11 protein-coding genes and 1 pseudogene are annotated in these 23725 nt (G+C 68.1%); all 12 read right to left on the bottom strand.

From position 1 onward, the window contains the following. Positions 1-38: 38 nt before the first annotated feature. The 12 genes and pseudogenes from J2X98_RS00750 to J2X98_RS00695 all read right to left on the bottom strand — a co-directional run bounded on the left by J2X98_RS00750 (position 39) and on the right by J2X98_RS00695 (position 23650). The gene (locus J2X98_RS00750) at positions 39-647 is read right to left on the bottom strand and encodes a hypothetical protein (protein WP_307303454.1); all 609 of its coding nucleotides are present in this window, start codon (positions 645-647) and stop codon (positions 39-41) included. Between the two features lie 122 nt (positions 648-769). Next, a complete protein-coding gene (locus tag J2X98_RS00745) occupies positions 770-5215 on the bottom strand; it encodes an FtsK/SpoIIIE domain-containing protein (RefSeq protein ID WP_307303452.1) in 4446 nt (1481 codons plus the stop codon). Next, complete coding sequence (locus J2X98_RS00740) at positions 5212-5916, bottom strand: hypothetical protein (RefSeq protein WP_141940668.1); 705 nt, start codon at positions 5914-5916, stop codon at positions 5212-5214. Before J2X98_RS00740 ends, J2X98_RS00745 begins: the two co-directional genes overlap by 4 nt. An 85-nt stretch (positions 5917-6001) precedes the next feature. Beyond that, positions 6002-7786 carry a serine/threonine protein kinase gene (locus tag J2X98_RS00735; RefSeq protein ID WP_307303449.1) on the bottom strand — a complete coding sequence of 595 codons (1785 nt, stop codon included), beginning with the start codon at positions 7784-7786 and terminating at the stop codon, positions 6002-6004. Further along, positions 7783-9774, bottom strand: a complete 1992-nt coding sequence (locus J2X98_RS00730) for an FHA domain-containing protein (RefSeq protein ID WP_307303447.1) — start codon at positions 9772-9774, stop codon at positions 7783-7785. Before J2X98_RS00730 ends, J2X98_RS00735 begins: the two co-directional genes overlap by 4 nt. Beyond that, entirely contained in the window at positions 9761-10696 is a 936-nt protein-coding gene (locus J2X98_RS00725) for a PP2C family protein-serine/threonine phosphatase (RefSeq protein ID WP_307303445.1), read from the bottom strand. The genes J2X98_RS00730 and J2X98_RS00725 overlap by 14 nt, the downstream gene beginning before the upstream one ends. After that, on the bottom strand, positions 10693-12156 hold the full coding sequence (locus J2X98_RS00720; protein ID WP_307303700.1) for an RDD family protein: 1464 nt from the start codon (positions 12154-12156) through the stop codon (positions 10693-10695). The genes J2X98_RS00725 and J2X98_RS00720 overlap by 4 nt, the downstream gene beginning before the upstream one ends. 294 nt (positions 12157-12450) lie before the next feature. Next, positions 12451-12531: pseudogene (locus J2X98_RS00715) on the bottom strand (zinc-ribbon domain-containing protein); the annotation flags it as partial. Further along, on the bottom strand, positions 12528-15122 hold the full coding sequence (locus J2X98_RS00710) for a transglutaminase-like domain-containing protein (protein WP_141940663.1): 2595 nt from the start codon (positions 15120-15122) through the stop codon (positions 12528-12530). The pseudogene J2X98_RS00715 and the gene J2X98_RS00710, both read right to left, overlap by 4 nt. Then, positions 15119-16462: a DUF58 domain-containing protein gene (locus tag J2X98_RS00705; protein WP_307303444.1), complete on the bottom strand. Its 1344-nt coding sequence runs from the start codon at positions 16460-16462 to the stop codon at positions 15119-15121. The genes J2X98_RS00710 and J2X98_RS00705 overlap by 4 nt, the downstream gene beginning before the upstream one ends. 70 nt (positions 16463-16532) lie before the next feature. Beyond that, positions 16533-17504 carry an AAA family ATPase gene (locus tag J2X98_RS00700; RefSeq protein WP_307303442.1) on the bottom strand — a complete coding sequence of 324 codons (972 nt, stop codon included), beginning with the start codon at positions 17502-17504 and terminating at the stop codon, positions 16533-16535. 53 nt (positions 17505-17557) lie between these two features. Further along, the gene (locus J2X98_RS00695) at positions 17558-23650 is read right to left on the bottom strand and encodes an Ig-like domain-containing protein (protein ID WP_444964464.1); all 6093 of its coding nucleotides are present in this window, start codon (positions 23648-23650) and stop codon (positions 17558-17560) included. Positions 23651-23725: the final 75 nt, after the last annotated feature.

Genomic DNA, 23725 nt, shown 5'->3' with positions numbered 1-23725 from the left:
CACTGATGTGGCCGGGTGGGGCGGAAGGTGCGCGCAGCTCAGTGCGACCGGAGCCGGTTCCGGTAGCGGGTGAACCAGGCGAAGGAGCCGGCTGAAAGAGCCACCAGCAGCGTTCCCAAGGCGATGGGGAGGAACTCCGGCCCGTCGGAACCCTGGCCGCGTGCGGGAACGGCGGCAGCCATCGGAGCGGCCGCGGCGGACCGCGTGACGGGACTGTTCCAGTCCTGGCCACTGGACGGTCCGGTGGGCGGCCGGTACCCCGCGGCGGCTGAGGCGGTGGCAGGGGCCACGTCACCTGCCGGCGTGGCGGGCAGCGCCGGATCGGGTGGTGCAGCATCCTGGGGCCCGGCGTCTCCCTGCGGAGGCTGGGGCGGGGCCGGCTGGACCGGTACCCCGGCCGTAGGTGCCGGCTGGGAGGTTGGCGGCGCGGGGTCCCTGGTCTTCCGCGGCCGCCCGGGTTGGGCAGTGTCCGGGCTGCCAGCCAGGACGGGCAGGCAGAGAATGCCGCAGGTTGAGGTCGGGGCCACCGAGGGCTCGGCAGTGGCGGCGCGTGCGGGGGAAGTCGGAAAGAAGCCAAAGGCCAGGGCCAGGACAGCTGCTGATGCCGTCGTCGAAACAGCGTGGCGGGCCGGTGCGGACGGGGTCATTGCTACCTTTCGATGCGCGCAGTCCCCCCACCACGGCTTTCTGGTGTCCCCGGTAGTCTTCTACAGCTCCCTGCGGGGCCGCAAATCCGCAGCAGCGGCGCCCCCGCAGTCATCGGACCTGTTCAGTCCCGGTTTTCGGGCGGCAGCGCCACCTGGATTTTCCGGGCTTTACCGCGTCCCACCACGTAGCCGCGGCCCGGAATGAACTCGGGACTGACGCGGCCCAGGGAGGTGTTGAGCAGGCTGTCGCCCTCAATATCCCCCGGGTTGAGCAGCAGCCCGCGCCGGCCGGATTTGAACGGCTGGGCAAGCTGCCAGGCACTGGACCAGGTGGAGGATTCAGACTCGCCCACCACCCACTGGTCCGCTTTGAGCGACGCCGTCACCAGCTGGGCCATGCCTGATTCGGCGATGGTGTCGGTGAACTCGGTGAGGCCTTCAATGAAGATGGCCACGGTTCCCGGGTTTCCGGTGGAATGCTCCACCAGGTCCTCCACCACCTCGGCGAGGTCATCCGGCCCCACCACGGCGCGGTTCCAGATGGGAAGTGACGCGACGGCGGACCGGCGGGATCCCACGTAGATCAGCTCGGTGGCGGGGTTGGACCGGCGCAGGGCGTATGCCAGGGTAACCAGGGCTACGGTGCGCCCTGCACCCGGCGGCCCGGCAAGCAGCAGCGGGCCCCGTGCCATGATCTCGGCGGCCTGGAGCGACTCGTCGTCCACGCCTATGACCGGCAGGTCCGGGCTGCCGGCGGGCAGTACGTCCAGGTCCACCTGCTCCGGCAGCCGCTCGATGCCCGGTGCGGTCTCCAGCCCCTGCCGCATCATGGCTTCGCTGAGCTTGTGGACTTCGCGGGCCTGCAGGGCAAGGTTGGAGTTGCCGCCCAGGACCGCCAGCTGCACTTCGAGCCCGTCCAGCAGCCCGCGGCCCGGGGGCGAATTGGCGGTGAGGACGTCCCTGGGCACGTCCATGGAGATGTAATCGTCCTCGTTGGAGAGCCGCAGCACCAGCCTGCGCTGGATGGAGGCGAGCAGGGAGGCGGGGACGGCGTTGGGCCGGTCGCCCGTGACCACGAGGTGGATGCCGAGGGTCCGGCCGTCGGTGGCCAGCTGGAGGAAGATGTCCCAGAGGCCGGAGAGCTTGCTGTGCTCGTAGGCCTCGCGGAAGGCGGACATGCCGTCCACCAGGACGAAGATCCGTTTTTCGTCCGGCCGGTTGGCCAGCTTCCGGTACTCGACGATGGTGGAGGCGCGGACCTCCGCGAACTGCGCTGACCGCCGCTCGGCAATGTCCCGCAGGAGGCGCAGGAGCCTGCCCACGCGTTCCACGTCGTCGCCGTTGATGATCTCTCCCACGTGCGGAAGCTCCTCGAGCATCCGCAGCCCTGCGGAACCGCAGTCGATGCCATACACGTGGACGGGCCCGCCCCGGGGAGTGACCGCGGCGGCAATGGCGATACCGCGCAGGGCCGCCGACTTGCCCGAGCCGCCGGTGCCATAGATGGCCATGTTGCCGTCCCGGTCGGGCTCGTAGAACACGGTGGGCTGGTCCTGGTGGACGGGATCGTCGGCAACGCCCAGCAGCAGCTGTTCGTCGGTGCGCGGGTTGGGCAGCTTCGAGAAGTCGTAGGTCTTGGCCAGTTCGTCCAGCCACGGCCTGCGTGGCGGCTGGATGGCAAGGCGCTCCGCGGCGTGCACGATCGTTGAGGTCATCCGGGCAATGTCGTTGGGCCCGGCCGGCTCCTGCGCGACAGGCTTGTCCGGGGCCGGAGCTTCCCAGCTGGGACCGGAGCCGAAGGCCATCTCCACGATGTCGATCTGGGGACGCTGCGGTTTGTCGGTGGTCCATCCGCCGGCGTAGCCGGTCTGGAACCCCTGGATGCGGCCTGGGCCGGTCTTGGCGGCGCCGCGGCCTGGTATGGCGGGGTCGAAGTAGGCGGCGTCGGGCACGCCCAGGATGTCCGTGGCGTCGTCCTCGTCGGCCATGCGGAGCGCCACGCGCAAGTTGGTGTTGGCCCGGAGGTTGTCCTTGATGACGCCTGCCGGCCGTTGGGTGGCCAGGATGAGGTGCAGGCCCAGGGACCGGCCGCGGGCGGCCACGTCCACCACCCCGTCCACGAACTCGGGGACGTCGTTGGCCAGCGCGGCGAACTCGTCCACGATGATGATCAGGTACGGCGGTGCGTCGGGGTCCGCCTCCCGCTGCAGGGCCAGCAGGTCCTTGGCCTTCTTGCGGTTCAGCAGCTGTTCCCGGTAGTGCAGCTCGGCCCGGAGGGATGCCAGGGCCCGGCGCACCAGGTGCGGGGACAGGTCCGTGACCAGCCCCACGGTGTGCGGAAGATTGATGCAGTCGGCGAACGCGGCGCCGCCTTTGTAGTCCACGAACAGGAAACTGACGCGGTCCGGGCTGTAGGCGGCGGCCATGCCCATGACCCAGGACTGCAGGAACTCGGACTTGCCGGCCCCGGTGGTTCCGCCCACCAGCGCGTGCGGTCCTTCATTCTTCAGATCCAGGTAGAGCGGTTCAATGCCCTTGGACCCCACCAGGGCCCGGAGCGTGCCGTTGTCCTTGCGGTTGGCCACGGCGCTGGCACGAACCGAATTGTTCTCCGTCCAGCGCTCGGCCACGGCCTCCGGGTTGTCCAGGAAATCCTTGCCGATCAAGGTTGCGTAGGAAACGGCACGCGGCAGGTCGGAATCGTCGTTGACGGGCTTGCCCACATCAACCACGGGGGCCAGCATCCGTGCCAGCTGCGCAGCCAGTTCCGCGTCCACGCTTTCGCAGCTGACGGGGTAGGTGTGGCGGCCCAGCCGAACCTGGCCGGTAGTGGTGCCGTGGTCGCCGTCCACCATCATGAAGTCGCGGCAGGCTGCGGGGAGCGCCTGGATGTCCGTGGCCACCCACAGCACATGGACACCTGAGTCCGGACCCCGTTCTGCCAGCCGGGTGAGGCGGCCACGGTCCACTGGGGCGTCGTCTTCCACAATGACCAGCACGGACGGCAGGACCGGTTCCTCAAGCTCATGCTTGACGGGGTCGATGCCGGGGCGCAGGTCGGGCGCGGTCCGTTTGGCCGCTGCCTCGCGGACATCGACCAGGTCTTCGAGGCGGGCCAGCAGGGAGGAACCGCCGGCCGAACCGGCGGCCAAGTGGTCCCCGCCCAGGGGGCTGTAGCCCGAACCCACGTGCGGAAGCCACTGCAGCCAGTTCCAGCGGGCCCGGGACTGGGCGGACGTGATGGCAGTCAGGACCACCTCGGCCGGAGAATGCAGGCCCACCAGCTGCAGCACCATACCGCGGGCGACGTCGTCCACCAGGCCGCGTGCGCCGGCGATGCCCAGGGCGCCCGAGGTGCGCAGCTGGGAGACCACGGGAACGCCCTCGATCTCGCTGAACTGCTTGATGCAGTCCTGGATTTCGCGGGCGTACTGGACCTCGGTGTCGTTGCTGGAGGGTTCTTCCAGCGGAATGCGGGACGGCGCGGTGCCGAGCCCGAAGCGCAGGCCCAGGAACGAGGAGTGCTCCGGCCGGTGCGTCCAGAGCAGCGGCCCCAGCTTGTAGATGGCATCCACGGTGTCGCTGACGGACGGCGCTTCCTGGAGCCGGACGGCCCGTTCCACCTGCTGCAGTTCGGTGAGGTCCTGCCGGAACGCGGCCATCGAGGCCCGGAACTGCTTGAGCTGCTCCTTCTGCTGCTTCCGGGTCCGCATCCGGGTGTCCATGTAGTGGCCCACGATGAACAGGGGCATCATCAGCATGAACACCATGGAGAGCACGTTCTGCGTCACCGCGAAGATCACGGCGCCCATCATGAGCGGTGCCACCAGCATGATGTATGGGAAGGGCTGGTCCTCCGGACGCTTGGGCCCGGCAGGCAGTACCCGCTTGGGTACGTCGAAGCGCGGCACCACGCGAGGGGAGCGGTTGAAGTCCACGAGGGGCGACGTCGGCGCTGCCGCGTGGTTGTGTCCCAGCGGCACCACGGTGACGGTGGTGTCCCCCAGGGTCACCGTGTCGGAGGAGTTGAGGGTGGCGCGGGTGACGGGCAGGCCGTCCATCAGGAGGCCGTTGGCGGAGTTGGTGTCAACGATTTCGATGCTTTCGCCCACCGTGATGCGGGCGTGCCGCTTGGAGGTGAGCGGATCCGCCAGGCGGATGTCCACGTTCCGGTCCCGGCCGATATAGCTGGTGCCGGTGGGCAGCGGGAATTCGCGTCCGACGTCGGGCCCGGACAGTACCCGCAGGGTTGCCGCGGCGGGTCCCCGGCTGGCCCCGGCCTCGTGGAACTGCCCGCTCACCTGGGCCAGCGATACTACCGACCCCGGCCTCAGCCCTGATTCGAGGAGGTTGTCCTCCCGGGCCAGGACGTTGCCGCTGATCCCGGCGCCCACGAAGGCTTCGTCGATGCGCAGGGAGAGGTTGTCCGGCGCAGGGGTGCCCTTGCGGGCCGGGTCCGCCGCCCAGAGGACGGTGGCGATATCGGCAACTGTGGCCATGCCGTCCACCGTGACGGCCAGGTCCTTGGCCTCGGCGGGCTCGCGGCGGAGTGTCAGCCGGATCCTCATCCTTCGTCCACGCCCCTCATCTTCTCGAGCAGGTACAGGTCATCGGGTGTCACCAGGTGGGTCGTGACAGCATGCTCCACCAGCCGCGCCCGCCGGTTGGTGGCGAGCTTGCCACCGCCGCCGCGAAGTCCCACCACTCCCACGCGGTCCAGCTTGTCGCAGACGTTGTCGAGCTTTCGGTTGAACCGGGTCAGCGCCCACCCCAGCGTTTTGGCCGCGGCCGCGGAGGACGGGATGGTGCTGAAGCCCGTGCCCTCGCGCCGGAGCACCGGCTCGGCGAGCGCCACGATCAGTGCCTTCTGGGCATCCGTGAAGACCACCGGACCGATGGTGGTGTCCCCGCTGCTGGTCCCTTCCCGGGCTTCCTGCCGGAAAGAGGGTGTCTTCACGTGCACGGCGAACTCATACGTCGTGGGCCCTGCAGTGAAGATGACATTGGTGTGGCTGAACACCAGCGGGATCCGGGCGCCGGGCGACAGCCAGGCCTGCATGCCGCCGGAGGCGTCGGCCACGGTGGCGGAGAGCATGCTCCCCACGTTGCTGAGCCACCAGATGCCGTCGTAGCGTGCCACCTGCAGGAACTGCCGGTGCAGGTATGGGTTGTCGTCCACTTCAAGGTCGCCTTCGCGGCCGATATTGAAGATGTCCTCGTCCGAGGGCTCATACCATTCGCCGCAGAAATCTATCGCTAGATCCCCCATGATCCATGCCTCCTCAAGGCAGAACTGTTCCGGTGTGGCCGGAGTGCTGGTGTTGTGCTGTTGACTGGTGCCCCTGCAGGGGAAATCACTTGCCCACGCATGCGATGGAGCCTGATTCCATGGGTGAAAAGGCGCCGTCGGTGCGCACGATCATCACTTGGATGCAGGTCTGCCCGGAGGGATTGGGCCGGAGCCGTACGGACGGCTGCGTGATGGCCTGGAATCCCCCGTCACCGCCCCCGATGGTATACACCTTCCACTTGTAGGTGTCCCCGTCCTTGGGCTGCGGGTTGGTCCAGGTGAAAGTCGCCTCCCCGTCACCTGCGATGGTGCCCTTGAGGCCTTCCACATCGGGGACAGTGCCGTTGTCCAATGCGTCCGCGGGCGGTTTGCTGACCTGCTGGGTGGGCACCGGCTTGGGTGTGCCGGGGGCGGCGTTGGCCACCACGATGCCCACCACGGCCGCCAGGGCCAGGAGGGTGCCGCCGGTAATGGCGAGCCAAAGGTTGCGCTTGCTGTGGTCCGCTTCCGGCTCCGCCTTGGGTTCGTCCACTTTCACGGCGCGCTGGACTGTTGCGTCGGCCGTGTAGCCGGTGTCCTGCTCAGGTCCCCCTGCCAACGTGGCCGGGCCTCCTGCCAGCGGGGCGCCGTAGTTGACGGCCCCTTCGCTGCCGCGCAGGACTGTGGACTGGGCCCACTCCCCCTGCCCGCCGCCGTCGGCCGTGCCCTGTGCGTCCGAAGTACCGGCGGGGCCGGCGGGGATGTGCGGGACCGCCGGGGCAGGCCGCCATTGGCTGGGGGCAGCAGGGGTGAAGGACGACGGCGGGAGGGCGCCATCCCTGCGTCCGGTCGCGTCGGTCCCCGCAAAGGCTGCGTTGGGACGGGTTCTCGCGGGGAAAGTGGGCGCGCTGCCGGTCCGCTCCGGATCAATGGCAGCGATGCTGCGGACGCGCGTTTCCTCGGTGCTGTCGTCCGGGTGGTTTTCCTCCTGCTGGGGCTCCTCCAGGACCTCAAAGGGTGTCACCGAGAGGTTGAGTTCTGCCTGGATGCGCTGCAGGGCAAGGGCGAAGGCGTGGGCGGACGAGTACCGTGACTGCGGCGCCTTGGCCATGGCGGTTGCCAGGGCCAGTTCCAGGGATTCAGGCACGTCCGCCCGGCCCAGCCGGGGCAGGGCCGTGTTGCTGATCCGGTTGATCAGTTCCCGCTGCGAGTTGTCCGCTCCCGGCATCACAAAGGGCGATCGGCCCGCCAGCAGGGTGTACAGGGTGGCACCCAGGGCCCAAACATCCACCATGACCCCGTCCACCGCGCCGTCCCGGAACTGCTCCGGCGGGGACCAGGGGATGGACATGCCGGAGTCGTCATCGCTGTCGCCGGCAAGGGTGCCGGAGATGCCGAAGTCCGTAAGAGCGGGCCGGTTGTAGTCGGTCACCAGGATGTTGGCGGGCTTGATGTCCCGGTGCGCGATGCCGGCGCGGTGGGCGGTTTCGACGGCGGACGCCACCTGGATGCCGACGGCCAGCACCTCGTCCACGCTGAAGCGCTGCCGACGGTACCGCACGTCCAGGCTGGGCCGGGAGCAGTACTCCATCGCCAGGTAGGAGTGCCCGTCGTCCGTTACTTCCGCTTCAAAAATGGTCACGATGTACGGGTGCGAGGACAGCTGGGCCATGAGGTTGGCCTCGGACTCGAACCGCCGCCGGGCGCCCTCAGTCTTCAGGTCCGAGAGCAGCACCTTGACGGCGACTTTCCGGCGCGGCCTGTCCTGTTCGTAGAGGTAGACGTCGGAAAAGCCGCCGGAGCCCAGCAGGCTGATGTAGGTGAACCCGGGGATCCGGGGCGGCGGGGCAACGGGCCGTTTGGAACTCAAGGAATCTCCTCAAAACGCAGTGAGATGTCGTCGCCCAGTTCCGCGATGTCGCCGTCGAGCAGGATGGCCATCTCGTTCTGGGCCAGGCGGCGCGGGGGCTGCCCTTCGCGGACCAGGACTGTGCCGTTGGTGGCTTTGAGGTCGCAGAGCATCACGTGCCAGCCCTCAAGCCGCACCTCCACATGTGACCGCGAAATGTCCCCACCGGGGCTTGCCACCTGCACCAGGCGCGGCATCACCCCGCCCTGCACGCGGGACACGGACGGCTGCCTGCCGATGACCATCGACTGGTCGAGGTCCAGCAATTCACCCGTGGACAGCCGCATCCGCCCCAGCCGGGGGCGTGCCACTTGTACGGCATCCGGGAGCAGTGCGGCACCGCAGGCGCTGCACTGTGCATGGGTGGGCGGGTTGGCGTGGCCCCGCGAACAGACGCGTGCCAGCACCAGCGGGGCGCCCGAGGCATCCGGACGGCCGGCCGGCGGGGTGGCTGATGCACCGGAACCAGCCCCCGGGAGGCTGTTCTTCATGACCGTCTGGCCGTCGTGATCGGGGTCGAAGCTTGCCCCGGGTTCGGCCGGAGGTGCCTCCTGGGCGGGGCCGCCGAGGCCGCCGTCGGCCGGAACAGGAGCGTCGGCTGCCGGGGCCGGTGGAGTTCCGGGGGCCGGCGGCGGGGCCGGTGCGGAAGCGGACGCTGCCGGCGTGGATCCTCCGGTACGCCAGGGCACGGAATCAATGAGGCCCGTGGAAGCCGGACGGGGCCGGGCGGGTGCATCCGCGGCGGAAGCGGTGCCGGCTGCGGCGGACTGGCCGGTGCCTCCGTACACTGCACCCTCCGCTGCGGTCGCAGGCTCTTCCGGGGCAGCGTCCTGCGCCGTTTCGATCGCGGCTCGCTGTTCAGTGGCAGGCAGGGCAGGCTGCTGTCGGGCCGGGACACGGCCGGAATCGGGGTCCGGTTCCTCGCGTACCGCCGCGTCTTCGATGTTCCGCATCACTGTGCGGTCCCACAAGTGGTCGTAGGAACTGGTCAGCTCCACCGACGGAACAGCCTCGCCCATGCCGGTGCCGTGCCCGGCGGCCACGCCATCCGCCGGTTCCATCCCGGCGGCCCTGGCCACCAACTCTCCGTCCGCGTCGATGATGGCGCCGGGGGCGATCGTGGCCTCCGGGTCGATGAGGGGCGCCGGGTCCATGAGGGCCGCCGCGGACGCCGGTTGGAGGTCTGCGCCCGCCAGGCGCTCATCGTCGGGGTCCATGCCGGGAGGCTCCCCGCCGCCAAGTTCCCCACTGTCCGGGTCCTCGTCGGCTGGGTCCTGGTCCAGGGTTCCCCCCACTGTCTCGGCGGAGGCTTCCTGGCCGCGAAGGACACCCTGCGGCGACGGGCCGGAAACGTACTCGCCGCCGATGCCGTCCACCTCACCGGTGGTATTCACCGCGAAGGGACCATCGGCAGCGGCGGGAGCCTCTGCAACCCCGGTGGGCGCCGCAGCAGGACGGTCGACGGCGGCGGGCCCTGAAGGTGCCCCGAGGGTCAGGGACTGCAGCAGGACAACACCCTCCCCCAAGGGCAGTTCAGTCAGGGGCGTTCCACGCTGTCCCGCGTCCTGCCCGATTGTTCCGGCGCTGTCCGCGATCACCAGGCGGCAGGTCCCCGGCACCACGAACCTGCGTTCGTTCCAGGTGGTCACGTCCCGGCCGTCAAGCTCGACAGCTCCCCCGGGCTGGTCGACGGCGAGGTCGATCCCGCCGCGCAGGAAGACCCGCAGGGAGCCGTTGAAGTCAAGGATGCCGAACGACGGGATGCGGGTAAGGGATCCGCCGGAGCTGCTGGTCACGGCCGCCAAGACCTCGTGCGGCTCAGGACGCCCGGCCAGGAGCTCCCATAGTGCGCCCGCGAGTTCAGCAGGTGCCCCGGGACCCAGCAGGACTGCGGTCCGGGACCGGATGATGCCCAGCCAGTGGCCTGGGGTGTAGCTAGCGCCGGTCATCGTCCGGCTCCCCCTCATGGTCCGTGCTTGCCACCACCGGTTCGGGCAGGGGCTCCGTGACCGCTTCTGACGCCGGGGGACGCGGCAGCGTCACTTCGTCTCCGTCATCGGAGGTCTGCCGGGGCGCCGTGGTGCCCGCGCCGTCGTCGTTCGCTACGTTCCGTGCGTCCACCACGATGGCGGTGACGTTGTCCCGGCCACCGCTGCGCAGGGCAGCCTGGATCAGGGTGTCCACCGCGTCCTGAGGGTCCGCCACGGTACTGAGGATGCGGAGGATTTCGTCATCGCTGAGTTCGCCGGTCAGCCCGTCGGAGCACACCAGGATGCGGTCGCCTTCCTCGACCGGGAGGAGCCAGTAGTCCGCCTCCGTCTCATCCCCTGTGCCCAGGGCGCGGGTGACCACGTGCCGGCGCGGGTGGACGGTGGCTTCCTGGGCGGTGATCTCGCCCGCGTCGACGAGTTCCTGGACCTCGGAGTGGTCTACGCTGATCTGCTCAAATCGTCCCTGGCTGAGCCGGTAGGTGCGGGAGTCGCCGATGTTCAGCACCAGCCAGTAAGGCATGCCCATCTGTTCCACGAGGACCGCGCCGGTCAAGGTGGTGCCGGCCCGCGCTCCGGTGGCTTCGCGGATGGAGTTGTCCGCACGGACAAGGTACTGCTGGAGGACACCGGCCGTGATACTCCGTTCGCCAGAGGCGATTTGGGGCATTTCGGCGAGCGCACGCACACACAGGCCGCTGGCGATTTCGCCGGCCTCGTGCCCGCCCATGCCGTCTGCCACGGCAAACACGGGGTCGGCGGCGATGTACGAATCCTCGTTCAGTTCCCGGCGGAGTCCCCTGTCCGTCCCGTAGCCGTACGTGAGGCTGAGGCCCGGGCCCGGCTGGATGGTGGGGGAAACACTGGCGGGGTGCTGGTTCATGCCTGTCCTAGGTAAAAGGTACGGTCTCCAAAGTGGACGCTGGATCCCGGGCTGACAAACGTGGGGACGCCCGGCACCAAGGGGGTGCGCAGGCCGTCCGGTGTGGTGACGGCGCTTCCGTTGGTTGACTGCCGGTCCGTCACCCAGATGCCCGCGCCGTCGGTGAGCAGGTGCAGGTGCGTCTTGGAAATGGAGCGGCCGGGATCATCCACGGCCAGCAGTTGGGCGTGTTGTTCCCCCGCCTGGCCCACGGGGTTGCGGCCCACCAGGACGCTGCGGTCCAGCTGGAAGTCACGGCCGTCGTCCAACCGGATGCGGAGGACGGCTACCGGGGCCGGTCCGCCGGCGCCGGGGCGCACTTGGGTGCGTTCGACGTCGTCGTCAACCTGCTGCGCGGCCACGCGGTGGCCCTGGGACGGGTCGGTGGGAACGGCTGCGGCAGGAGCGAAACCCGGGGCGGCACCACGGGCAACGGGGGCAGCCTGTACGGGGGCGTCGGTTGCGGGCGGCGCGAATGATGCCGGCGACGTGTAGGGCATGGTGTGGGACGGCATGATGGTCGACGGCGCGGGTAACTGGCCTGCACGGCTTGGGGATGCCGGCGCGGGAGATACGCCAAACTGTGGGGCCGGCGTGGCAGGTAACGGTGCGAACGCCGCCGGAGCTGCAGGGGCCGGCGTCCCCGGGCCCTGCATCAACGGGCCCTGCATCAACGGGCCCTGCATCAACGGTCCCCGCATCACCGGGTTCTGCGTAACTTGGACCCGGTGCTGCGGTGCAGGCGCCGAAGCCTGGGCCTGCTTCGCTCCTGCTACCGGGGACAGCACCTGCTGCACGGGGGGAAGGTCCAGTGGCGCAAAGCTGTACGGCCCCTGGATTCCCCCGGTGGTGATGGGATCCCTGCCTGCCTTGACGTCGAACACCAGCGTCCTTGCAGCTGCATCGTTCCAGCCGCGCAGGCCGCCGTTCCTGTCCCATCGGCAGGACACCACCACCAGTATTGCCCAGGCGGCACCCACGAGGAGCAGCGGCCCAAGGATGAAGAGAGCGGCATCGAACCACTTGAAGACGACCACCAGAACCGCGGCCAGCAGGGCCAGCAGGACGCCGGCGCCGGTGATGAGGCCACGCAGGAAGACGGCGCCGGCACCGGGCGCATAGCCATCGTGGTCGGCGCTGCGGATGCCCATCAGCAGGTTGCCGGGCGTTTTGCCGCTGCGGGCCTCCAGGCCGAGCACGACGAACAGGTAGGCCAGGGTCAGTCCGAGGCCGATGCTGCCGAACAGCACCAGGGAAGAGGTGTCATAAATGATGAAGCCGCCGCTTCTGGTCCGGGTGATCCCGGCGAAGCCGATGGCAAACGCCACCACCAGCACCGCCACCCCGGGCAGCCAGTCAATGACGGCAGCACCAAGCCGCTTGCCCGCCGCAGCCGGAACAAGCTGAAGGTTTACTGCCATTCCCGTTCCTCCCCCTGGAGCGGCTTCCACCGCGGCAAAACCGCCGGTGCTGCCCGGCCCGGAGCCCGCGTGCGGGCTGTCCGTGTGTGGGCTGTCCGTGTAGTAGGCGCCCACGTGCGCGGCGCCCTTCAATGCTGTGCCCGCCGGCTGACCTGCCGGGGGCCTTTCTACTACCGGGATAGTACCGGGAATCCCGGGCGTGTGCGCGGGGCGCGCCTCCCGGGCATCGCGACGGTCCCGTTCCGCGGGAATGCCCTCGAGGCGGCTGCGGCGCGCTGCCCGGTTGGGCAGCTGTGCGCCGCAGGCGGGACAAAACGTGGCCCCCGCACGAATCTGCTGTTGGCAGCGCGGGCAGCGTTCGGCGTCGGCGGTCACTGCTGTGCTGGTCCTTGCTGGTCCGGTGCCTGCTGGTCCGGTGCCTGGTGCCCCGCCCCGGGTGCGCCCGGCTCCTGCGGCGCGGCGGCTGCGCCGGAGGTACGACGGCGGCGGGCAGCAAGGATCCCGGCCACGCCGGGCAGCGCCAAGAGGCCGCCGCGCAACGTGATGCCGTTGCCGGAGTTCATGGCGGTCCGGGCATCGGCCAGCAGCGAACGCGGCGAGAAGCGTGCCTGTTGGCGGCGCCAGAAGCCCATCCCCGCGGTCAGCTCCTTGAGCGAACCGTCAACGATGGTCCAGTACTCACGGACGTCCTCCTCCGTGGGCTCGCCGGCGCCGAAGATCGAAGCGTCAGCCCGGCGGGCCAGCATTGTGGTGGTGCCCTGGGTGGCAGGGAACGCCTCGGCCAACACGGCAGCGCTTTCGCGCCGCGTCGAACGGGCGTCGACGGCGGCGCCCAGGTCGGTCGCCAGGCTCACCACTTCGCTCCAGCCCCCGCCCACCCGCTGGGCGGGGAGGCCGTCGCTGAAACGCGACTTCCGCCGTCGTGACTTCAACAGGGCAACCAGCAACAGCGGGAAGGCCAGGACCACCAGCGGAATGGCGGCGACGCCCAGCGCACCCAGGAGGGCACCCCAGAAGAGCCACGGGTTGTTCTTCTTCTGGTCCGCGTCCAGGGCGTCCGGCGAAGAGTCCGGCGGCAGGTCCGCCGGCTCCTGCGGCGGGGGCGGCGGCTGCAGCACCTGCGGCTTGGGCTTGGACTTGTTCTCGGGGTCCGGCGGGATGGGAATGTTGTCCTTGGGCGGGGTGGGATCAAAGCTGACCCAGCCAACCCGTTCAAACGCCACCTCAACCCAGGCGTGGACGTCCTTGCCGGTGATCTTCACTTCGCCTGCACCGTTTTCCGGGCTTGTCGGATCGGGGTAGAAACCCATCACCACGCGGGAGGGGATGCCGAGGTGCCGGAGCATCAGGGACATGGCCACCGCGTACTGCTCATCGTCACCGAGCATCTGCTTGGCAGTCAGCAGGCTGCGGATACGGGCCGAACCGTGGCCCGAAACGCTGGGCAGCTGGCCCTCGCTCACCAGACCGTTGCTGAACGCCCCCGTCTTCTGGAAATGGGCCTCGATCTGGCGCACCCTGTCGATGGCGGTGGGGGCATCAGCGGACAGGTCGTTGGCCTGGGAACCCACCACCGGCGGCACCTCCAGCGGGTCCGGGAGGGAAACCTTGGCGAAGTCGTACTGGGTCAGCTGACCGTGCTCAAGCTTGACGGGATCGGATACCTGGACGCTGTATGAATCGCCGCGGGACAGGCCGTTGGTGGTCACGGCGGTGTCCGTCCCCGGGTTGAAGTAGAGGCCGGCAGCAGCTGCCGAACCTGCCTGGTCAAAGCTTATGCCCGTGGTCTTGCGGCCGCCCGGGACGAAGAAGCCCTGGTAGTCCTCGATGTTGATGCTGATTGAGTAGTCGTTGGCGGGCACCACCCCTCCCGTGTCGGCGAGCGTGTTGATGGACTTGGCATCGCCCACCTTGCTGAAGTTGCCGGAGCCGTTGGGATCCATGTTGTAGTTGGTCCCGTTGAAGGCGTCCAGGGCGCCCAGGCGAACACGCCCGTCCTTCGGCAGCCCCTTGACCACGAACAGGGTGTCGTCCTTCTTGTCCTTCACGTACGTCCGGAAGCTGGCCAGAGGTGTGATGTAGTCCTTGGGGTCGAATGGGGGCACCACCACGTTGCGGAGGACCTTGCGGTCATCCCCGGCGCTGACAAGCGGCGCAGCCACCGCGGTGATCCCCACGCTGAGGACCATCACGCCCGCGGCCATGCCGAGCCTGCGGATCCTGGCACGCCGGGCAGCAGCGCTGTCTGTCTGGGGGCTATTGACGGCCACCCTCCGGGTGCTGTTCCGCCGCAGGACGTCCCGCCGGAACGTTGCCCAGGCGATGCCCAGCACGGTCAGGCCGATCCCGCGCTCGAGCGTGAGGAACGCCGCGTTGGTGCTGAAGGCGATGCCGGTGACGAACAGGACCAGCACGGGCAGGAGGGGCAGGTACGGGCTGCGGGCCCGCCAGGTCAGGAGCGCAGCAACGAGCGCCATGAGCAGCGAGCTAAGGAAGGGCACGATGAGCACGCCGCCGGCCGTTCCCACGGGCACGCCCACCGTAAGCATGTCCTTCCAGGCGAAAACGACGCCCAGGAGCAGGGTCCGCAGCGAAGCAAGGCTGGGGACGAAGCCGGCAATAGCGGAGTCCGGCACCGCCAGCCAGGTCCCCAACACGAGATACGCAGACAGGGCCAAGGCCGTGGTGATCAGCATGCCCAGGCGCAGGTGGGCGTTGGCCGCGCCGATGGCGAGGCCAAGGATGATGCCGCCGAACCCGGACAACAGGTAGTAGGGGTCACCTCCGAAGCTCAGGCCGAACCCGAGCAGGCCCAGGCCCAGCAGGACCACCAGGGCCCCGGTGTCGAGCAGGAAGTGCCACAGCGGCTGCCCGGTTGCGAAGGCCGATTCCGGGTTGGCGGCCTTGCGGCGGGTACGGGGTTGCGGGGACCGCGTTGATGCCGTCCGGCCCGGTGCGGCGCTCATGCGGCCGCCTTTCTCAGCACGATGGCAAGGTCGGCCAGGTCGCCGAGCGTCAGGACGGTGAGGTCTGCGATGTTGGCCCTGGCGGGCGCGGCCCGGGCTTCCACCCGGACCGCAAGGCTTCGCACGCCGGGCGGAACGGAGGCGGCGGCGGAACGCAGTTGCGTTGCCGTCACATTGCTGCCCACCACGAAGAAGACCACGGAGGCGTTGGGGACCGTATCAGCCAGGGTCCGGGCGAGGTCGACGGCGGTGCGGCGCATAGGAGTGCCCACGATCCGCGTCATGTCATCGAGCATGTTGCGCCCGGTCTCGCAGCGCAGCGGCCCCTTCTGGGTGAGGACGTCCAGTTCGCGCTGTTCCCGGATGGCCTGCCGGCCGATGGACGCAGCCACGGAAATGGCCATCTCAAACTCGTTGTCCGAGGCGTATTCGTCAGTATTGATGGACAGCGAGATGGCCAGGTGGGCCCTGCGGGTTTCCTCGAACTGACGCACCATCAGTTTGTTGGTGCGGGCAGTGGTCTTCCAGTGGATGTGGCGGCGGTCATCGCCCGGCACATAGTCGCGCAGGGCGTGGAAGGAGACGTCGGCGCTGGAGAGGTCCGTGGTGGGCATGCCCTCGAGGTCCCGGATGAAGCCTGCGGCGGAACCGGCCAGGGGTACAGTGCGCGGGTGGACGAAGAGGTCCTCCGGCTCTGTCCACAGCACCTGGCGGCGGAGCAGGTGCAGGGGGTCGGCGCGGACGGAGCGGACAGGCCCCACCACGATGACGGCACGCCGGGCGGTGGGAATGGTGAAGAGGTCCTCGTGGACCTGCCCCGGCTTCATCCGCGGCAGGTGGAACACGGCCGTGGTGCTGCCCACGGGCAGTTCCAGCGCGGCCGGCAGCAGCGGCCGTGCCGAGGTGTTGGAGACCGCAATGCTGCCCACCGCGCTGTCTCCCACCGCCACCCTGGTACGGGCGAGGTCCAGCACCACGCCATAGGAGGACCGGCCCAGGATGAAGGCCACGGCGAGGACGAACATGGCGAAGGCGGCTATGGACGCTGCAGTGGCTTCCTGCCAGCCGAACGCCTGCCCGGTGATCCACAGCAGGACGGCGGCGGCCAGGACGGACCACCCAAGGATGCTGACCACGGACAGCACCGGCCACGCGTACTTCAGCCAGCTGTCCCGGACGGCACGCCAGGCAGGTGCCATGGCCTGCAGGGCGGTACTGCTGGCCTCTGACCATACTGCTGCCGGATGCAGGCGGGTGGTGCGGCCGTTCCAGTGGAGGAGCTGCTGGAGACGCTCCGCGAGCCGGGTCAACGGGGTGCCGCTGGACGTGCCGTCGGACATAAAGGTGTGCCTTCGTTGTTGCGCTGGAATGGAAAGGTGGCGGCTGCAGCTTCGCGCTGCAGCCACCGGGTCAGGCGTTGGTCCGCTGCTGCGGGGCGGCTACGTCTGCCAGGATCCTGGTCAGCACGGCCTCGGCGGTGGCACCGGAAAACTCGGCTTCCGGGTCCATGACGAACCGGTGGGTCCACACCACGGCAGCCAGCTCCTTGATGTCATCCGGCAGGACGAAGTTCCGTCCCTGGGAGGCAGCCCAGACCTTGGCAGCCCGGACCATGGCCAGGGCGCCACGGACGGACACGCCCAGCCTGGTTTCCGGAGCGGTGCGGGTCTCCTCGCACAGCCGCGAAATGTACTCCAGCACCGCGGTATCGATATGTGCGGTGGCGGCGAGGTCGGCCATGTCGGCGACCGCCTGGGTGGTGATGACGGCGGACAGCTCCTTGGAGCGGTCCCTCAGGCTGCTCCCGCCCAGCAGCCGCACCGTGGAGGCGTGGTCCGGGTAGCCGATCGAGGTCTTGATCAGGAAGCGGTCCAGCTGGGCCTCGGGAAGCCGGTAGGTGCCGGCCTGCTCGATGGGGTTCTGGGTGGCCAGAACCATGAAAGGGCGGCCCGCGGAGTAGGTGACGCCGTCCACGGTCACGCGGGACTCTTCCATGACTTCCAGCAGCGCGGACTGGGTCTTGGGTGAGGCGCGGTTGATTTCATCAGCCAGGACGATGTTGTTGAAGATCGGGCCCTTGTGGAACTCGAATTTCTGCGTTTTCTGGTCGTAGATGGTCACCCCCGTGACGTCCGACGGCAGCAGGTCCGGCGTGAACTGGATGCGGTTGTTGGAGCCCTGCACCGTGGCGGCCAGGGCCCGGGCCAGGGAGGTCTTGCCGGTGCCGGGCGCGTCCTCGAACAGGACGTGGCCTTCGGCCAGCATGGCGGTGAAGGTCAGCCGGATGACGTGTTCCTTGCCCAGCACCGCCTGCCCCACGTTGGCAACCAGCTTTTCGAACGTGTCGGCAAACCACTCGGCCTGCTCGATGGTCATGGTCATGAAAAGCTCCTCTTTTTCTATACGGTTCGGTGGCAGTCAAGGGGCTTGGTGAATCAACATCTGCCGACATCCGGGCCGCTAATGTCGATGGTGGCCAGCTTCACGTACCATCCCGCCCACGGGCCACCGTCCATGCGGTACCACTTGTAGTAGCTGGGCGGGTTGGAGGTTTCGCTGGACCCGTAGATGTTCATCCAGCAGGCGCTGGGGATCCAGCCGTCGGAGTAGGACACCCAGTTTGCGTCGCTTCCGCCGCACGAGGGCGGTGAGGAACTGTAGCGGTCGGGAACGCCCGGTTTGCCGGGGCAGCTGTTGACGACCGATGCCTTGACCCTGACCTTGGTCGGGGCAGGCGGCGGGGTGGGGTCGGCACCGGACGTGGAAGTGGCGGGACCGCCAATATCGCCATTCACAACGGAGACGGCCCGAACCCGCAGGTTGTGGCTCTTGCTCCAACCTCCAGCTGAGGCGTCGAAGCGGTTGGCGGTGCCAACATTTTGCCATCCCCCGCCGTCCATGCTGACCTCGAAGTGGTTGAGCGGCCGGCCATTCATGTTGGGGTTGTTCCAGGTCCAGTGCACCTGGCCGTCGCCCTGCGTGGACGCCATACCGTTAACGCCCGGCGCGTTGGGCGGTCCGTACGGATTGCCCGTGCCGATGGCCTTGGCATCCCCGGACATGTTGTTCTTGGTGGAGGTGGCGATGATCGTGACGGTCACGTCGGTTCCGTTGGGAAGCCCGTTGATGTTGCCCCCGGGGGCAGCGATCGATCCGGACTGGCCCGAGGACGTCCGGTAGGAGTAGGCGATCTCGCTCGCGGTGGAGCCGTTGCGCTGCGCCTCCGTGAGCGGGGTGAACGTGACCTTGAGCTGTCCGCTGTTCCCGGTGTCCGCGACAGTTCCGCTGCTCACCTGGCCGGGTTTGCCTGCCGCCCGGATGGGTGCCGACTGGGCGCTGGTGGCGCTGGTGCCGGCCTTGTTGGTGGCCGCCACGGTGAACGTGTAGTTGGACTCCGAGTTATCCACCGTCACGTTCTGCGACGTGCCACCCACCTGCTGGCTGGATATCGCCGCACCGCCGCGGAGGGTGGTCAGGGTATAGGCCGAGACGGGGTCACCGTTGTTGTTCGGCGCGGACCAGACCACCCGCAGCTGGCTCTGCGAGCCGACCGGCGTTGCCTGGGACACGCTCGGGGCGGTAGGCGTGGCGGGCACGCCCGCGGGGACCTCCGCGGCTGAGTACGCGCTCCATTCGGACGGATCCCTGGCATCGTTGCGTGCCAGGACCCGGACCTTGTAGGACACGCCGTTCTGCAGGCCCTTCCAGACATAGTTGACGGACGTCAGTCCCTGGACCTGGGCGTTCTGGCCGGCCGGTGCCGGGGAGATCTCAAGGTCGTAGGACTTCACCGGTGAGCCCTTGCTCGCCGGAGCGGTCCAGTTGACCGTCAGTTGCTTGTCACCGAACTTCAGCGACGGCGCCAGCGGCGTATCCGGCTTCACGTCGGGGCGGACATCAGCCGATGCCGGGGACCGGTCGGACTCACCGAACTCATTGGTGGCCGTCACCTGGAAGTGGTAGGTGGTGTTGTTGGTCAGGCCGTTCAGGGTGCAGGTGTTGGCGGGGCAGTCCTGCCGGAAGCCACCTTCCCCATAGACGGTGTATTTGGTGATGGGCGAGCCACGGTCCGCAGGAGCGGACCAGTTCAGCAGCGCAGTCTGGTCCCCCACGCTTTGGGCCTGGGGCGTGGTGGGTGCTGCGGGCTTGTCCTTGACGGTGAGCCGGATGCGCGCCGTGGCATGCCGGGAATCGTCGCCGGTCTTGTCCTCCACCGTATAAGTCACCACCATGGTTCCGGTAAAGCCGGGCGCCGGCGTGACGGTCACCGAGTCACCGTTGACGCCCACAGTGCCGCTGCCCGTTTCGGTGTTGGCGGCAATGATCTTCAACGGGGTCTCGGGGAATGGGTTGGCGTCGTTGGCCAGGACGTTGATGGTCACGGGCTTGCCGGCGGCAGCGTTTGGTTCCACATCGTCGTTGGCCACAGGCTTGGGCCGGTTGGAAGCGGTGACCCCAAGCTGGTACGTGGCCGTCGCCGCGAGGCCCCGGGGATCCGTGGCCTTCACCTGCACCGCGCCGCGGGTTCCGGGAGCCGTCGAATCGGCCGCCGACACCTTCAGGGACTTGCCCTCAATGCTCGCATTGAAGCCGGCGGGGGCATTCCCTACGAGCTCGTACTTCATGTTTTCGACGTCGTCCCGGTCAGGGTCGGAGGTCAGTTTGCCCAGGTCGGTGCTGGCCGAGTCGCCCTTGGGGACGTCCACGTCAGCCCCAAGCAGCTCCGGCGGATTGTTCTTGTTGGGGTCCGGGAGGACCTTCGTGCGGATGCTGAGGGTGGACTTCAGGCCGGCCGGATCGTCAGGTCCCGTACCGTCCGTCACCTCGAAGGTCAATGACCCCGGCCCAACGTAGTCCGCACCTGCCGCGTACTTCAGGCCGGCGCCGTCCCGGGTGACCGGGTCGCCGCCGTCGGCACCGATGAGCTTGATCCGGTCAGCCTGGGTCAGGCGGGGCGAGCGCCCTTCCCGTACCTTGACCCATTCCTTGAGGTCGACGTCGACGGACTGGCCGGCGACCACTTCGAGGACTTCGTCCTTGGCGAGGGTGGGTACCTGCTGCCCGAGGCCGGGCACCCAGATGATGGCCGTGGACTGCAGGCCGTCAACGTCCTCTACGGTGTACGGGATGAGCTGGGGCTGTTCGGTGAGGTCGACCAGCACATTGCCGTTGCCGCCGGGCCGGGCCGTTGCGGCCCCGGTACTGATCTTCAGGTTTTCGCCCACGCCGTCCGGGTCCTCGTCGTTCTTGAGGACCGGCACGTCCACGGCAGTCTTGCCCATGGCCTGCGCCGAGGTCACCCTGTCATCCCGCGCAATCGGCGCCTTCAGGGGTACGTCCTTGTCCACCACCAGGCGGATGGTGGCCTGCGCGGTGGCATCCCGGTCATCCGCAACGGTGTACCGGACGTTGTAGGTCCCGGCCTCGTTCGGGGCCTGGAGGATGATGCGGCCGCTGTTCTTGCTGACGGTGGCCTGAAGGGCGGGATCAGCCTCGATGCCGTCGGTCAGGATGCGGATGCGGTCGCCGTCGGGATCCGTGTCATTGGCGGTTGCGTCCACTGCGATCTGGCGGCCCGGGCGCACCCGGACCTCGTCGTCCACCGGGGTGGGCTTTTGGTTGGTCTCGCCGCGCGGCGCGATGCCCACCGTCACGGTCCCCGTGTTCACGGCCCCCTGGCGGTCCACCACCTTGTAGCGGAAGGTATCGGTACCGGCACCGTCCCCGGCTGCGGTGAAGTCAATGAAGTTGCTGCCTACTGTGGCCGTGCCCATGGCAGGAGTGCTGTCAATACCGGTCAGCTGGACGGAGTCGCCATCGGGATCGATTCCGTCCAGTGGAACGGGGATCCTGACAGTGCCTGCCGCCACTACGCGGGCAGTGAGGTTCTTCGGCTGGGGCCGTGAGTTCTCGGCGCCTTCCAGCGGGAGGATGTGGATAGTGACGGCGGCGGCGCTCTTTTGGCCTTCCGGATCCACGGCGTTGTAGATGGCACGCACGGTCTTTGGCTGGCTCCCGGCGATGAACCGCAGGTTGTTCTCGGAGACGAAGCTCTTGCCGTCGGCCGGGTCCACGGGCTGCGGCAGCACGGGGTCCACCGTCAACTCCTGGCCCTGCGGGTGCGTGTCGTTGTCCAGGACCGGAATAGTGACTACGTCGTTGACACGGACATTCACCTCGTCCGGTTTGGGCTGCGGCGCTTCCAGCACCGCAGGGGCCGGGACGGGTACCACGGACACGCTTCCGGTAGCCGATTTCCTGCCGTTGGACATGGTGTATTCGAACAGGATGGGATCCTTGGTCCCCAGGATGTCCGTGATCCGCAGGACGCTGTGGTTGATCACGCTGACGGATACGGCGGCGTGATCAGGGAGCTTGACGGACTGCAGCACCAGGACGCCGCCGGAGGGATCGGAGTCATTGGCCAGCGGGTCCAACAGCACGCTTCCGCCGGTGGGCATCAGGGCTACGTCGTGGACGGCCACGGGGTCGCCGCCGTCGTTACCGGACTCCACGTCCACGCGGATGAGGCCTTGGCTGCTCTGGGGCCCGTTGCTGGCGATGTACGTCAGGTAGACGGGTCCGGGGGTAGTACTGCGGAAGGTGAACGTGCCGCCGTCGGTAACGGGGCCAAGTTCGGCGGGGCCGTTGGCTTCCACCTGTGCCAGGCGGAGGGCGCCGCCGTTGGGGTCGACGTCGTTCTTCAGCGGGGAGATGACCAGGTCCTGGCCCACCACGGCGGTGACGTGGTCAGCGTTGACCACCGGTGCCAGGGCTCCGGGCGGCCGGACGTTGACCACTACCTTGCCGGTGACGGTGGCCCGGCCGTCCCAGATGGTGACCTGGACGTTCTTCTTGCCGGCGGTTGCGCCGGAGTCCTGGAAGGTGAGCAGGCCGTCGCGCCGGACCTTGACCTGGTCCTGGTCGTTGTCCGCTTTCGCGTCCAGCAGGACCAGGTCGTCGCCGTCGGGGTCGATCCAGTCGGTAAGGATGTTCTGGCTGACGGTTTTGCCCTGTTCCACCAGCATGGTGGTGTCCTCACCGCGCTTGAACTTCGGCGGCTTGTTTTCGTCCGGTCCCACCACGCTGAGTGTGACCTGGCCGGTTGCGGACAGGCCGCGTCCGTCCGAGGCACTGTAATTGAAGGTCTCCGTGCCCGGCTTGGCGTCCGCCTGCACGGTGATCTGGAAGGCAGTTCCGCCGTAGATGCTTTCCAGCGTCCCGACTTTCGGTCCGGCGCCCGCCGCAACAGCCGCCGTGAGGACGTCGCCGTCGGGGTCCGAGTCGTTGTCCAGGACGCTGAGGACGGTGGTGCGCCCGGGCCGGACCCCGATGACGTCGGGCTTGGTTTCCGGCGGACGGTTGGGCTTGGTGCGGTCCGGCAGGATGTTGATCGTGTTGTTGTCCGCCGACTCCTGGTCCTGGTCGTCGGACTGGTTCTTGGGCGGGATGACGTCGTCCCAGTTGTTGACCAGCTGCATGTTCTGGTTCACCAGCCACACGTTCCCGGAGTTCACATCATTGAGGACCACCAGGTCCCGGTTCACCCGGAAGACGTACGACGGCGACGCACTCGCCTTCGGCACGTCCACCTTCTTGTCATCACCATCATTGACACAGTCCCGGACATACTTGTTCGCCCCAGACCACGCCGCATGCACACAACCGCCCAACTGCACCGGAGCAGCCGGGACGCCCTCGCCGTCGAACGTCACCGTCTTGGCCGTACCCCCGCCCAGCGGCTGCTTCACCAACGCCTTGCGCGTCGCAACAGCAACAACATCACTGCCAGGCCCCGGCTGCTGGAGCTTCGCATCCCGCGCATCATCCAGCGCCAACCGCTTCCCACCAGCCAAAAACAAATTCCCCGCTGCAGCATCCAACACCACCGGCTGGTCCCCCACCACCGTCATCTGCAAATCCCCGGCACCCTTAAGCCCATCCCAGGCGCTGGACTCGGACGACACCTTCTCCCCACCGGCATCCACACCCGTCACCGTCACCACCCCGGTCTTCGGATCCGCAGAATAAATCCGGTCATCAGAACCAACCACAGACACAATGCCCGCAGAACCCACCAGCACCGGCTCCGACGCTTCCTTATCAAAACCATTCACCGTCGACGGCGAAACAGCCCACACCTTCCCCGACGACGCCTCCGTTACAGAAATCGTCTGCGCACCAAAACTCACCACAGCAGAACCCGGCAACTGCTTATCCCCACCCAAACGCATATTCGCCGGAGACACCTGGTTCAACGTCGAACCAGTCACATCATCGACAAACACCTCACCCGCATGCTGCAACACATCAAACGTCGTCGATGCCGGCGTGACCGCGCCATCCAACACCCGGGACGGATAATTCAACCGCCCCACAGCATTCTTCGACTTCGACACCACCCACACGCCACCGTCATTCAACTCCACCTCAGTGGTCTTAAACCCCGGATACAACACAGCACCCGTCACCACTACCGCCACCACAGCACCAAAAGCAGTACCAGCGATCCGGCGGGAGCGCATCATCCGGCGCCATGGGGATACAGCGGCGCCAGGGCTCTTAGGGCGCGTTTGTCCGCGACGGTTCATGAGTGGAAATCC

Source organism: Pseudarthrobacter enclensis (assembly GCF_030811655.1).
Classification (GTDB): domain Bacteria; phylum Actinomycetota; class Actinomycetes; order Actinomycetales; family Micrococcaceae; genus Arthrobacter; species Arthrobacter enclensis_A.
Note: the sequence above shows the minus strand (reverse complement) of the source record. Positions and strands in the feature narration are given on the sequence as shown.

Excerpts from the sequence above, each read along its gene's own strand:
- J2X98_RS00750 (WP_307303454.1), bottom strand. The coding sequence starts at position 647 with ATGACCCCGTCCGCACCGGCCCGCCACGCTGTTTCGACGACGGCATCA.
- J2X98_RS00745 (WP_307303452.1), bottom strand. The coding sequence starts at position 5,215 with ATGAGGATCCGGCTGACACTCCGCCGCGAGCCCGCCGAGGCCAAGGAC.
- J2X98_RS00740 (WP_141940668.1), bottom strand. The coding sequence starts at position 5,916 with ATGGGGGATCTAGCGATAGATTTCTGCGGCGAATGGTATGAGCCCTCG.
- J2X98_RS00730 (WP_307303447.1), bottom strand. The coding sequence starts at position 9,774 with ATGACCGGCGCTAGCTACACCCCAGGCCACTGGCTGGGCATCATCCGG.
- J2X98_RS00725 (WP_307303445.1), bottom strand. The coding sequence starts at position 10,696 with ATGAACCAGCACCCCGCCAGTGTTTCCCCCACCATCCAGCCGGGCCCG.
- J2X98_RS00720 (WP_307303700.1), bottom strand. The coding sequence starts at position 12,156 with ATGGCAGTAAACCTTCAGCTTGTTCCGGCTGCGGCGGGCAAGCGGCTT.
- J2X98_RS00710 (WP_141940663.1), bottom strand. The coding sequence starts at position 15,122 with ATGAGCGCCGCACCGGGCCGGACGGCATCAACGCGGTCCCCGCAACCC.
- J2X98_RS00705 (WP_307303444.1), bottom strand. The coding sequence starts at position 16,462 with ATGTCCGACGGCACGTCCAGCGGCACCCCGTTGACCCGGCTCGCGGAG.
- J2X98_RS00700 (WP_307303442.1), bottom strand. The coding sequence starts at position 17,504 with ATGACCATGACCATCGAGCAGGCCGAGTGGTTTGCCGACACGTTCGAA.
- J2X98_RS00695 (WP_444964464.1), bottom strand. The coding sequence starts at position 23,650 with ATGATGCGCTCCCGCCGGATCGCTGGTACTGCTTTTGGTGCTGTGGTG.